A 12,462-nucleotide genomic window follows, 5' to 3' on the forward strand; every position below is an offset into this window, starting at 1 on the left:
TGTTCATGGGCATGTACCCTTCCTTTCAAGGGTCTCAGGGCCGCACGTCCATGCGCAGCCCCAGTGCCCGCAGTGTGCGGAAAAAATCCGGATAGCTCTTATTCACGGCCTCCGCGCCGCGGATCGTGCCGCCCAGCGACGCGCACAGCACCGCCATCGCCATCACGATGCGGTGGTCGTTGTGGCCCTCCAGCTCCTCATTGGGCGCGTGGAGCGGGCGCGGCAGCACCGTCACGCGGTCCTCCTCCACTGTCACCTGCGCGCCGAATTTGGCAAGCTCCTGCGCCATGTCCGCCGCGCGGTCGCTCTCCTTGATGCGCAGGCGGCGTGTGCCGGTGAACACGGCCCCGCAGCGCTGGGCCGCAGCGGCAAACAGCACCGGCCCCAGATCGGGGCAGGCGGACAGATCCAGCACCGCGCCCGGGTGTTCCAGACGGCGCAGCATCTCCCGGCACACGCGGTCGCCCTGCAGGCTGTCCGGACGCAGACCGCTGACGCGGACGCCGCCGCCCAACGCCAGCAGGAAGGCGGCATTGGACCAGTCGCCCTCCACCGCCGCGCAGCGGCTCCCGTACCGCTGCCCGCCGGGGATATAAAAGAAATTTCGTTCCCGCTCCATCACGGTGACACCGAAGGACGCCATGATGTCCAGCGTGATGTCGATGTAGGGCCGGCTCTCCACCGGCGGCAGAACGCGGAGCGTACTGTCCTCCGGCAGCAGCGGCAGCGCCAGCAGCGAGCCGGTGACGAACTGGCTGCTGACATCGCCCCGCAGCGTGTAGCTCCCCGCCGTCAGCCGCCCCGAAAACGTGACGGACTCCGGCGTTTTCTCCACCGTGATGCCCCTCTGGCCCAGCAGCTCCTCGTAGATGCCCACGCCCCGCTCCATCAGCCGCGGCGCGCCGGTGAACACGGCGCGTCCGCCGGACAGCAGCGCTGCGGGGATGCAGAAGCGCAGGGTGCTGCCGCTCTCACGGCAGGGATACGTCCCATTGGGCCGAACAGCGCCGCCGGTGCCGGTGACACCGGCCGTCTCCCCCTCCAGGCGGCAGGCCCCGCCCATGGCGCGGATGCAGTCCATGGTGGCCAGCATGTCCTGGCTCCGGGCGATGCCGTCGATCCGGCTCTCTCCTGCGGCCAGAGCGGCGCACAGGAGCATCCGGTGCCCGCAGCTTTTGGACGGCGGCGCGGCTGCTGTGCCCGCCGCCCTGCCCGGGTATATGGTCACGGTCACGGGCGTCGCGCCCCCTTCAGCAGGATGTCCATGGCGTCCAGATACCCCGCGAAGCCCCTGCCCATCACCGTGGCCACGCAGGCCGGACGGACATAGCTGCGCCGGCGGAAGTCCTCCCGCCGGGAAACATCGGAAATGTGTACCTCCACCGTGGGGATGGCCACGGCCTTCAGCGCATCCAGCAGCGCCACGCTGGTGTGGGTGTACGCCGCGGGGTTGAGGATGATGCCCTCCACGCCATCGAAATACGCCTGCTGGATGGCATCCACCAGCGCCCCCTCGTGATTGGACTGGAAAAAGGACACCTCTGCGCCGTTTTTCTCCGCGTGGGCACGGATCAGCGCCAGCAGCTCCTGATAGGTGCCGCTGCCGTAGATGGCCGGCTCCCGCACGCCCAGCAGGTTCAGGTTCGGTCCGTTGATAACCAGTATCTTCATGTCGTCCACTCCTTTTCGATCTGCGCTGCGGTCTCCTCCGGTGTGCCGTCCCCATCCACACAGAGGTCCGCCGCCGCGCAGTAGAGGTCGTACCGCTCGGCGTACCGGCAGCGCAGCGCGTCGGTATCGGCGGAAAGGGGCCGGTCCGCCGCCGCAGTCAGCTTGTCCAGCGAGCGGTCCAGAAAGACGAGCCGCCCGCTGCGGCGCAGCGCGCGGAGGTTCTCCTCCCGCAGGATGACGCCGCCGCCGGTGGCAATGACCCTGCCGCCTGCGCCGGCCGCAGCCGCCACCGCCTCCTGCTCCCGCTGCCGGAAAGCGCTCTCGCCCTCCGCCGCGAAATAGGCAGGGATGGTCATGCCCACCGCCTGCTCCACCATGGCGTCCGTGTCCATGAAGGTCTTGCCGGTGCGCTGCGACAGCAGCTGCCCCACCGTGGTCTTGCCGGAGGTGGGCATGCCGATGAGCACGATGTTCTCCATCTGCCGCCGCACCGTCTGATAGGCCAGGTCGATCTCCGCCTGCGATGCCGTGCAGCCCCGAAACAGGGCGCCGGCATAGGCGGCCTGCGCCGCCAGCATGTAGAGGCCGCCCTCTGCGGCGATGCCCCGCCGCCGGGCGTTCAGCACCAGATCGGTGCGCAGGGGGTTATACACCGCGTCCACCACGCCCTCCAGCCGGGGGAAATCCTCCAGATCCACGGGGCAGGCGTCCACATCGGGGTACATGCCGCAGGGCGTCGTGTTGATGATAAAGGCCGCGTCGCCGTGTTCCGCCGCCGCCTGCTGATAGGTGATGGCGTCGCCCTTGCCGCAGCGGGACACGCGGTATATCTCCGCGGCATGCAGCTGCGCCGCGGCGGCCTGTGCGGTCTTGGAGGTGCCGCCGGTGCCCAGGATGAGCACCTTCTTGCCGACAAGCGTCAGTCTCATGCGGCGGATGAGCGCCAGCATTCCCGGCAGGTCCGTGTTGTCGCCCACCAGCCTGCCGTTCCGGTTCACCACGGTGTTCACCGCGCCGATGGCCCGCGCCGTCTTGCTGAGCTCGTCCAGATAAGGAATGACCTGCTCCTTATAGGGGATGGTCACATTGATGCCCGCGAAATCCCGTTTTTCCAGAAAGCCGGCCAGTTCCTCCGGCTCCAGTTCCCAGAGTTCATAGCTGTAATCCGCCAGCGCATGGTGGATCTGGCAGGAGTAGCTGTGCCCCAGCCGCCGGCCGATCAGTCCGCATCTCATCGCCCTGCCTCCTTTATAAAATAGTCCGTGCCGAAGCGCTGGGCCAGCAGGTCGCACAGCACCAGCGCCGTCACGCTGTCCAGCACGGGGCAGATACGGCGGATGATGGCCGGATCGTGGCGGCCATGGATGGTCAGCTCCGCGTCCCGCATGCGGAGAAAGTCCACGGTCTGCTGGGGCTGTCCGATGGACGGCGTGGGCTTCACGGCACACTGGAACACCACATCCATACCGTTGGTGATGCCGCCGTTGATGCCGCCGTTGTGGTTGGTGGCCGTCACCACCCGCCCGTCCCGCATGCGGAACGGGTCGTTGACCTCCGAACCGCTGCCGCAGGCCATGGAAAAGCCGCCGCCGAACTCAATGCCCTTAACGCCGCCGATGGAGAACACCGCGTGGCTCAGAAGGCTCTCCACGCTGTCGAACCACGGCTCGCCCACGCCGGCGGGCAGGCCGCACACGGCGGTCTGGGTGATGCCGCCCACGCTGTCCTGCCGTTCTCTGGCCTGTAATATCCTCTCCCCCACGGCCTGCGCCGCCTCATGGGTCAGGGTGGGAAACGGCGCCTCCTGCAGAGCCGCCACGTCCGATGCAGCCTCCGCCGCGAAGGGCCGGTCCCACACGTCGCCGCAGCGCAGGATGTGAGTACCCACGGTGACGCCCACGCCTGCCAGCGCGGACAGCAGGATGGCACCTGCCGCCGCCAGCGGCGCGGTGACGCGGCCGGAAAAATGGCCGCCGCCCCGCCAGTCCTCATAGCCGTGGTATTTGCAGTAGGCGGCATAGTCCGCGTGGGAGGGCCGCGCCAGCCCATAGGCATAGTCCCCGCTGCGCACGTTCTCGTTGGGGATGATGATGGCCACCGGCGTTCCGGTGGTGCGCCCCTGAAACACGCCGCTGAGGATCTGATAGCGATCCGGCTCCTGCCGCGGGGTGTCCAGCGCCGTGGCGGGACGGCGGCGGGCCAGCTGGCGGCGGATGCACTCCTCGTCTACCGGCAGTCCCGGGGCCAGACCGTCCAGCACCACGCCCACGGCAGGGCCGTGACTCTCCCCGAAAATGGTCAGCGTCACCGCCTGTCCAAAGGTATTTTTCATGTCTCTGCTCCCTCCCAGCGCCGGAGTATCTCCTCCGGCGTCTCTTTTTCCATGCGGAATGCGCCCGCCTCGTCCGCCAGCACGATGCGGATCTCGCCGGAGGCGGCCTTTTTGTCGTGTCGCAGGTATGGCAGCAGCTGCCGGGCCGTAAAGCCGCAGGTCGTGGGCAGGCCGCACTTCCGCAGGATGCCCGCCAGCCGATGCCGCAGCGCCGGCGCGCACATGGGCAGCATACCCAGCGCCACGCACTCGCCATGGAGGAGCTCCCCTCCCGCACAGCTTTCAATGGCGTGGCCGATGGTGTGCCCGAAATTCAGCACGCGGCGCAGCCCCTGCTCCGTGGGGTCCTGCTCCACCACCCGCGCCTTGATGGCCAGAGAGCGTGCGATGATCTCCGGCAGGTCCGCCGTCAGGTCGGCGCTGTTCTCGATCAGCGCCAGCAGCGCCGCATCGCAGGTCACGGCCATCTTCACACTCTCGGCCAGTCCCGCGGCCATCTGCCGCGGCGGCAGCGAACGGAGGGTGTCCGTGTCGATCAGCACGGCACGGGGCTGGTGGAACGCGCCCACGATGTTCTTCACGCCGTCCATGTCGATGGCGGTCTTACCGCCGACGGAGGAGTCCACCTGGGCCAGCAGTGTGGTGGGCAGGTTGTAGAAATCCACGCCCCGCATGTAGGTGGCGGCGGCGAAGCCCGCCAGATCCCCCGCCATGCCGCCGCCCACGGCGGCCACGCAGTCACCGCGATCCATGCCCAGGGCCAGCATCTCCCGCAGGAGGCGCTGGTAATTGTCCATATTTTTGCTGTTCTCTCCGGCGGGGAGCGTGCAGATGCGGGCCTGACGGCACGCGCCCGCCACCGTCCGGGCGTACTCCTGCGGCACGCCGCTGTCAGTCACCACCAGCACCCGCCGCGCCAGAGACAAGTGCTGCCCCGCCCGGGCCAGTGCGCCTGCCTCCAGCAGGATGGGATAGCTCTGCGCTCCCAGTGAAACGGAAATGACCATGGCTTCTCTCCTCAGATGTTGTTGGCGTAGTACGCGCCCACCAGCCGGAGCTTGGCGCAGGTGGCGGACAGCTCCTGCAGCATCTCGCGGCCATTGGTGTTGTTGATGCAGCCCTCGGCCTCCACGTAGAAGAAGTACTTCCACGAAAGCCCCTTCATGGGGCGGCTCCGCAGGGTACGCATATTGTAGCCGTGGGCGCCGATGATGTTCAGCGTCTGCGCCAGCGAGCCGGCGTCGTTCTGCACGGTGAACACCAGCACAAAGTTCTCGTCCTCCCGCTTTTTGGTGGTCTCCGGCTGGTTCTGGGTACGGGACAGCGCGGCAAAGCGGGTGGTATTGGTCCGCATGGTGTTGATGCCCCGCTCCAGCACCCGCAGGCCGAACACCTCCGCCGCGTCCTCGGAGGCGATGGCCGCCAGTGCGGGGTCATTGGCCCGGCGCACATATTCCGCGGCCGCCGCTGTGTTGGAGTAGGGCTCCGCCGCATAGCCGTGGCTCCGAATGTAGTCATCGCACTGCCGCAGCGCCTGGGGATGGCTGACCACGGTCCTGACCGTGTCCGCCGCAGCCCCCTCCACGCCCAGCAGGCTGTGGTCGATCTCCATGTCCAGCACCTGGTTGATATACAGCTCGCCGGAGAACAGCAGGTCCATCACGGCGCCTACCTCGCCGGCGCAGCTGTTCTCCAGCGGCAGCACCACGCTGTCCGCCTCTCCCAGCTCCACCGCCCTGTGGGCCGCGGCAAAGTCGGGGTAGGCGATGAGCTGCGCCTCCGGAAACATACGCCGCGCCGCCAGATAGCCGTAGGCCCCCTTCACGCCGCTGTACGCCACCTTCATACCGTTGAGCAGCTTGCTCTGGTAGGCGCAGGACAGGTCCAAAATGCCCCGCAGGAACTGCACGTAGTACGCGGCCACCGCCGGATCCCGGATGCTCCTGCGGCTGCGGTCGATCAGCTCCCGCTCCCGTTCGGCGTCCCGAATGGACAGTCCCCGCTCCTTCTTGAAATCCGCCACCCGGGCGCTCATCTCCATGCGCTTCTGGAACAGCTGCGCCATTTGCTCGTCAATGCTGTTGATATTCTCTCTGATCTGATCCAGCTCACTCATTGTTGTACAACCTTTCCTAGCACAAAAAAATCGGTCCTCCTGTCTGGAAGGCCGTTCAAGACGCGAATATGCCGGTTTTCTACCGCACGTTCAGACACAGGCTCCCAGAGGCGTTTCCTTGCCGGTAAAGGCGAAAAAGCCAAAAAAGTGCAGCGCGCCAAAGGGCACGCTGCACGTAAAGCCGAAATCAGTCTGTGCAGGGGCAGAATGGGCGCACTTCACCACGGCATTACCGGAACGCATCGCGCAGCGAGCCATGGCAGCACACCTCCTGCTGAAATATAGGTGAATTGTATGCTATTTTTTTCTCCCCGTCAAGAGGACATCCGCACTTTTCCCATCTACACAAAAATTTCTCCCCTCCCGCCGCCGGCTCTGTGCGATGCAGGCGGGCCGTATGGGGTGATGACAGCGCAATGGTCCCCCTGCTTTCGCTGACAGGGAAAGCAGGGGGATCTTTTTTGTTTTGCAGGTGGAGACGTCCCGCGTCAGAACCAGTCGGAGGCTTCTTCCTCCAGCGCCTCGATGTAGAAGCTCACGGGACGGAACCCGTCGTTGCAGGACACCATGGCGCTTTTCTTGTTCTTCATCCACCCCTTATAGATATCGCTCCCGCCGTAGGCCAGCGTCATCACGAAGGGTGAGATGCTGGACCAGGCGCTGTCGCACATCCCCTCCGGCTGGCGCCAGCCGTCCGCGATGAACACCTGCCCCAGCTGCATATCGCAGGCATGCTCCAGCGGGTTTTCATACGCGGCGGACAGGTCCGGATAGGACGCCATGCGCATGACGGTGATCCTGATCTTTTTCATGATGCAGCACTCCTATCAGCCGTTGGAGCTGGCCATCACGTTGGAGATGAACAGGTCGTACATCTCCAGGCTCTCGGAGGACAGAGAGGACAGTGTGAAGAAATTCGCGCTCTCGGGGATGTCAAACGCCTTGAACAGCTCCTTGTACTCGTCGGTCAGGTAGTCGATGCAGGCCTCGTTCACCGGCACGCCGGGGTACTTCATGACATTGTCGGCGTAGTTCTTGGCGTCGTGGATATAGTTGATGAGCAGCTCAGCCTCCTCGGCCTTGGTGCTGGAGGCCGGAATGGCCAGCATCCACTCGCCTCTGGAATACCAGCCATCGGGCAGGGTGATCAGCTCATAATTGCCATCGGGGTCCTCCTGCTTGACCAGCACATAGTCGGTGGTATAGGTGAAGGCCACGCTGCAGTCGCCGTTTTCCAGAGAGGTACGGGGCGCGCCGTTGTCATAGACCTTCACGTTGCTGTTGAACTGGCACAGCCAATCGAACACGGCGTCCAGATCCGCCTGGTTCTCGCTGTTGGGGTCAAAGCCATTCTCCGCCAGAGTGGTGGCCACGAACCGGCGGTCGATGTCTGTGGAGACGATCTGCCCCTTCAGGGCGGGGTCCGCCAGATCAGACCACTTGGTGATCTCGATGGGGCAGGTATCCTTGTTCACGATGATGGACATGGAGCCGCACATGTAGGGAACGCTGTAATCCTCCTCGCCGGGGTAGTCATAGGTGTTGAATTCATCGTACAGGTTGGCCAGATTGGGGATCTTGCTCTTGTCGATCTTCTGCAGCAGGTTTTCCTGCAGCATCTGGTGTACCGTTTCCTGGCAGGGATTGATGATGTCGAAGTCGTCGCCGGTCTCCACGCGGGTGATGTTGTCCTCCTCATAGGACAGGTAGGTGATGTTCACCTGAATGCCGTACTCCTGTTCAAAGGCGGCCAGCACATCCTCGGACACATAGTCGGGGTAGACCAGAATGTTGATGGAATCGGCGTAGCCGGTGTCGCCGTCGGCGGCGGCATCCTGCTGGGTCTTCTGCTTCCCGCCGCAGGCGGTGAGGGATGCCAGCACTCCCAGGGCCAGCAGCGCGGCCAAAAGCTTCTTCTTCATGTTTGTGAGCTCCTTTCTCCTAATTCTCTGTTTGTGTTTGATGGAATGGTTCTATTTTTGCGGCAGCGCGGTCCTGCCTGCCCTTCAGCAGCAGATAGACGGCAACTCCCAGAAAAATCAGGCCGGATATGATCGTCTCCAGAGCGTTGATCTCCGGTGAAACGCCCTTGCGGATGGAGTTGTAGATCTTCATGGGGAACGTGAGGCAGTTGGGTCCGGCCAGGAAGTCCGCCATGACCACGTCATCCAGCGTCAGCGCAAAGCTCAGCAGTGCGCCGGTGAAGATGCCCGGGGCGATAGACGGCAGCGTGATGCGGAAGAACGTCTCTACTCCGCTGGCGCCCAGATCCATGCTGGCCTCCTCCACCGAGCGGTCCAGTCCCAGAAAGCGGGTCCGCACCGTCAGGATCATATAGGGCAGCATCAAAATCACGTTTCCCAGCACCACGGCCCAGAAGCCCTTTTTCAGGCCCATGAGCACCAGCAGCGCCATCAGAGGCACCGCGAACACCACACCCGGGACGATCATGGGCAGGTACACCGAATAGGTCAGGGCGTTCCGTCCGAAGAACCGGTAGCGCGTCAGGCCCATGGCGCCCAGCGTGCCGATGATCACCACGATCAGCGTGGACAGCAGCGAGATCTTCAGCGAAAGGCTGAAGGACTGCCACAGCTGCGCGTCCCGGAACAGCTTGCCGTACCACTCGGTGGTAAAGCCCGTCCACCACTTGTTGCTGGGCTGCTGGTTGAAGGAATACACCACCATGATCACGGTGGGGATGTAGATAAAGGCGAACAGCAGCACCGCGTATATCACGCCCAGCTTATCGCCGATGCTTTTCTTTTTCACGCGGTTCATAGGCCCCCCTCCATCACGTCGGCCCTGCTGACGCGGGCGTACAGATATACCAGGATCATGGTGCCCGCGATCAGGAACACCGACAGTGCGCTGCCCAGCGGCCAGTTGCGGGAGGACATGAACTGATCCTTGATGAGGTTTCCGATCAGCAGCGTCTTGCTGCCGCCCAGCACGTCCGCCACGAAGTAGTTGCCGATGGACGGCACAAAGGAGATGATGGCCGCGGCGTACACACCGGGCATGGTCATGGGCAGCGTGATCCTGAAAAACGTTTTGACACGCCCCGCCCCCAGATCATAGGACGCCTCCAGCAGCGCCTTGTCCAGCCGCTCGATGGACGAGTACATGGGCAGCACCGCATAGGGGATGCAGACGTACACCAGCCCCAGCACCACGGCGCTTTCGCTGTATAGAAAATCGGCGCTCCACGTCATCCCCAGTCTGGCCAGAATACCGGTGAGGATGCCCTTCGTGTTGAACAGAGTGATGTAGCTGTACAGCCGGATCAGGCTGTTGGTAAAGTACGGGATCATCATCAGGATGATGAGGTTGGACGCCACGCGGCGGCTGCACCGCGACAGCATGTAGGCCATGGGGTAGGACACCAGCAGGATAATGACCGTGGACACCAGCGACATCCGCACACTGTTCCAGATAGCCACCAGATACGCCTTTTCAAACAGGGCCCTGTATCCGTTGAAGGATACCGTGAACTCCACGCCGCCATAGGACGGCCGCGTCATGATGCTCATCAGGCACACATACAGCAGCGGAAGCACCACCAGAAGCAGCGTCTCTGCGGCGTAGGGCCCTACGCTGGCCAGCACGGCCAGTCTCTTTTCTTTTTTCTTCATGACGCCGCCTACTTCCGCATGACCGTGCAGGCGGCGCTGTCCCAGTAGGGGTACAGCGTCTCTCCGCAGGAGAAGCCGTCCGCGCCCGCCAGGCGGGAGAAGCGCAGCTCATGGCCGTCCGCATCCACGCCGATGGACTTGATGAGATTGCCGGTGCAGATGTTGTCCGTCACCGTGATCTGTATGCCGAAGTCGGATACCGGCTCCGCAGACACACAGACAGCCTCCGGCCGGACGCAGAGGTACACCGTCTCCCCCTCCGACACGTGAGCCGCCGCGCCCAGCACCTGCCCCATAGGCGTGGTGTAGACGCAGGTATCGCCCCGGACCGCCGCGGCGGTGGCCGGCAGGATGTTGGATTCGCCGATGAAATCCGCCACGAAGCGGGTGGCCGGTGCGTTGTAGATCTCGGAGGGCGTGCCGATCTGCTGGATCTCGCCGGCGCACATGACGGCGATGCGGTCGGACATGGTCATGGCCTCCTCCTGATCGTGGGTCACATAAATAAAGGTGATGCCCAGCTGCTTCTGCAGCCGCTTCAGCTCCAGCTGCATCTGCTTGCGCAGCTTCAGATCCAGCGCCCCCAGCGGCTCGTCCAGCAGCAGCACCTTCGGTCCGTTCACCAGCGCTCGGGCAATGGCCACGCGCTGGCACTGGCCGCCCGACATCTGGCTGACCCGCCGCTTTTCGAAGCCCTCCAGCTGCACGGTGCGCAGCGCCTGCGTCACCTTTTCCCGTATCTCCGCCTTGGGCAGCCGCTTCACTGTCAGTCCGTAGGCCACGTTGTCATAGACATTCATCAGCGGGAACAGCGCGTAGCTCTGAAACACTGTGTTGACTGCCCGCTTGTAGGGCGGCAGCGCGGTGACCTCCTGTCCGTCGATGGTGATATGTCCGCTGTCTGCCTCCTCAAACCCCGCGATCATCCGCAGCGTGGTGGTCTTACCGCAGCCGGAGGGCCCCAGCAGCGTCAGGAACTCCCCCTGATGAACCTGCATGTCCACGCCCTTGACCACCTCCACGTGGTCAAAGCTCTTGCGCAGGCCCGCGATCTCGATGATATTCTCTCCCATACCCGCTCACCGCCTTTGTATACTTGGAGAATAAATATTCTTTATATTCAAATTTATGTGGATGATTATACACCCTTCTTCAAATTTGTAAAGAGCAAATCCGCTATTTTAATGCTTTTGTAACTGTGCACAAATTGCATATATATCCGTGGAAAATATCTGGCATGCCTGCACATTCCCCGCCCCGCCGCTTTTCAGGAGCAGGGGCAGGCAGCGGCTTTCATCACCTGCGCTTATGCATCACATATAAAATCCATACTTCCCTTACCCTGCCGCGGCGTGTATAATGGACTGTCGTTTGAAAAAACGTATCGAAAAACACACGAAAACACGCAGAACAGGAGGGTATACAGACATGGCAAATTGTGCGATCGTAGGCATCAACTGGGGTGACGAAGGAAAAGGCCGGATGGTGGACTACCTGACGGGACAGTACGATGTGGTGGTGCGGTATCAGGGAGGCGGCAACGCCGGACACACCGTCATCAACGATATGGGCAAATTTGCCCTGCACCTGCTGCCCTCCGGCATCTTCCGCGCCGGTGTGATGAACATTCTGGGCAACGGCGTGGCGCTGGACTGCGAGAATCTGGTGTCGGAGATGGAATCCATCCGCGCGGCGGGCGTCGGCATCTCGCCGGAAAACCTGCTGGTCAGCCACCGTGCGTCGCTGCTGCTGCCGTGGCATCGGGAGCTGGACGCGCTGGAGGAGGCGCGGCTGAAGGACAAGCAATACGGCTCCACCAAGCAGGGTATCGCCCCGTTCTACTCTGATAAATACCAGAAAAAGACCATTCAGGCCGGTGAGTTGCTGTATCCGGAGCACCTGAAGGCCCACCTTCAGGATCTGCTGGAATGGAAGAACCTGATCCTGCAGAAGGTCTACGGCGCCAAGGGCTATACCATGGAGGAGATGACCGCCTGGCTGGACACCTACGCCCAGCAGGTGCGTCCCTATGTAACGGACACAGGCCGCTATCTGCGGCAGGCCCAGGCGGAGGGCAAGTCCATCCTGTTTGAGGGCCAGCTGGGTGCGCTGCGTGACCTGGACTACGGCATCTACCCCTATACCACGTCCTCCAACACCATCGCCGCTTACGGCCCCATTGGCGCGGGGCTGCCTACCGCCAAAATCGATGAGGTGGTAGGCGTGGTGAAAGCCTACTCCTCCTGCGTGGGCGAGGGCCCGTTCACCTGCGAGTGGTTCGGCCCCGAGGCAGATGAGCTGCGTCAGGCCGGCGCGGAGTTCGGTGCCAAGACCGGACGCCCCCGCCGCGTGGGCCCCATCGATTTGGTAGCCACCCGCTACGGCGTGGAGGTACAGGGCGCCACCAACATCGCTCTGACCAAGCTGGACATCCTCAGCTATATGAAGGAGATCCCCGTCTGCGCCGCCTATGAGATCGACGGGGAGATCACCCGCGAGTTCCCCTTCCCCTCTGTGCTGGCGAAGGCCAAGCCCGTGATGGAGTACCGCCCCGGCTGGTGCTGCGACATCTCCGGTGTGCGGACCTGGGAGGACATGCCTGCGGCGGCCCGGGACTATGTGGAATATGTGGAGCAGGCCATCGGCTGCCATATCGGCTACGTCTCCGTGGGCGCCGAGCGGGAGAGCCTGATCGTCAGATAAAATAA

The 12,462-nt window shown here is 63.4% G+C and carries 13 protein-coding genes; 1 reads left to right on the top strand and 12 read right to left on the bottom strand.

Annotated elements, in window-relative coordinates; genetic code table 11:
* Positions 1–34: 34 nt before the first annotated feature.
* From ACZM22_RS03880 to ACZM22_RS03935, 12 genes are all read right to left on the bottom strand, one after another.
* Positions 35–1,234: a 3-phosphoshikimate 1-carboxyvinyltransferase gene (locus ACZM22_RS03880; RefSeq protein WP_489543184.1), complete on the bottom strand. Its 1,200-nt coding sequence runs from the start codon at positions 1,232–1,234 to the stop codon at positions 35–37.
* A complete protein-coding gene (gene aroQ, locus ACZM22_RS03885; protein ID WP_489543185.1) occupies positions 1,231–1,671 on the bottom strand; it encodes a type II 3-dehydroquinate dehydratase in 441 nt (146 codons plus the stop codon). The genes ACZM22_RS03880 and aroQ overlap by 4 nt, the downstream gene beginning before the upstream one ends.
* The gene (locus ACZM22_RS03890; protein WP_489543186.1) at positions 1,668–2,906 is read right to left on the bottom strand and encodes a shikimate kinase; all 1,239 of its coding nucleotides are present in this window, start codon (positions 2,904–2,906) and stop codon (positions 1,668–1,670) included. The genes aroQ and ACZM22_RS03890 overlap by 4 nt, the downstream gene beginning before the upstream one ends.
* Complete coding sequence (gene aroC / locus ACZM22_RS03895; protein WP_489543187.1) at positions 2,903–4,003, bottom strand: chorismate synthase; 1,101 nt, start codon at positions 4,001–4,003, stop codon at positions 2,903–2,905. Before aroC ends, ACZM22_RS03890 begins: the two co-directional genes overlap by 4 nt.
* Positions 4,000–5,010, bottom strand: coding sequence for a 3-dehydroquinate synthase (gene aroB / locus ACZM22_RS03900; protein ID WP_489543188.1), 1,011 nt, complete (start codon positions 5,008–5,010; stop codon positions 4,000–4,002). The genes aroC and aroB overlap by 4 nt, the downstream gene beginning before the upstream one ends.
* Before the next feature lie 11 nt (positions 5,011–5,021).
* Positions 5,022–6,119, bottom strand: coding sequence for a bifunctional chorismate mutase/prephenate dehydratase (locus ACZM22_RS03905; protein WP_489543189.1), 1,098 nt, complete (start codon positions 6,117–6,119; stop codon positions 5,022–5,024).
* Between the two features lie 90 nt (positions 6,120–6,209).
* Positions 6,210–6,377, bottom strand: a complete 168-nt coding sequence (locus ACZM22_RS03910) for a hypothetical protein (RefSeq protein ID WP_489543190.1) — start codon at positions 6,375–6,377, stop codon at positions 6,210–6,212.
* Positions 6,378–6,607: 230 nt separating this feature from the next.
* Positions 6,608–6,931, bottom strand: a complete 324-nt coding sequence (locus ACZM22_RS03915) for a TIGR04076 family protein (protein WP_483267510.1) — start codon at positions 6,929–6,931, stop codon at positions 6,608–6,610.
* A 15-nt stretch (positions 6,932–6,946) separates the two neighbouring features.
* Positions 6,947–8,041 carry an ABC transporter substrate-binding protein gene (locus ACZM22_RS03920; protein ID WP_489543191.1) on the bottom strand — a complete coding sequence of 365 codons (1,095 nt, stop codon included), beginning with the start codon at positions 8,039–8,041 and terminating at the stop codon, positions 6,947–6,949.
* Between the two features lie 19 nt (positions 8,042–8,060).
* Positions 8,061–8,900 (bottom strand): ABC transporter permease, encoded by an 840-nt coding sequence (locus ACZM22_RS03925; protein WP_484424021.1) that lies wholly within the window; start codon positions 8,898–8,900, stop codon positions 8,061–8,063.
* Positions 8,897–9,754: an ABC transporter permease gene (locus ACZM22_RS03930; protein WP_489543192.1), complete on the bottom strand. Its 858-nt coding sequence runs from the start codon at positions 9,752–9,754 to the stop codon at positions 8,897–8,899. Before ACZM22_RS03930 ends, ACZM22_RS03925 begins: the two co-directional genes overlap by 4 nt.
* Positions 9,755–9,762: 8 nt before the next feature.
* Entirely contained in the window at positions 9,763–10,827 is a 1,065-nt protein-coding gene (locus tag ACZM22_RS03935; RefSeq protein ID WP_489543193.1) for an ABC transporter ATP-binding protein, read from the bottom strand.
* A 355-nt stretch (positions 10,828–11,182) separates the two neighbouring features.
* Here ACZM22_RS03935 and ACZM22_RS03940 point away from each other — a divergent pair, with 355 nt between their 5' ends.
* Positions 11,183–12,457, top strand: a complete 1,275-nt coding sequence (locus tag ACZM22_RS03940) for an adenylosuccinate synthase (RefSeq protein WP_483268685.1) — start codon at positions 11,183–11,185, stop codon at positions 12,455–12,457.
* Positions 12,458–12,462: the final 5 nt, after the last annotated feature.

This window comes from Vescimonas sp. (assembly GCF_057856985.1).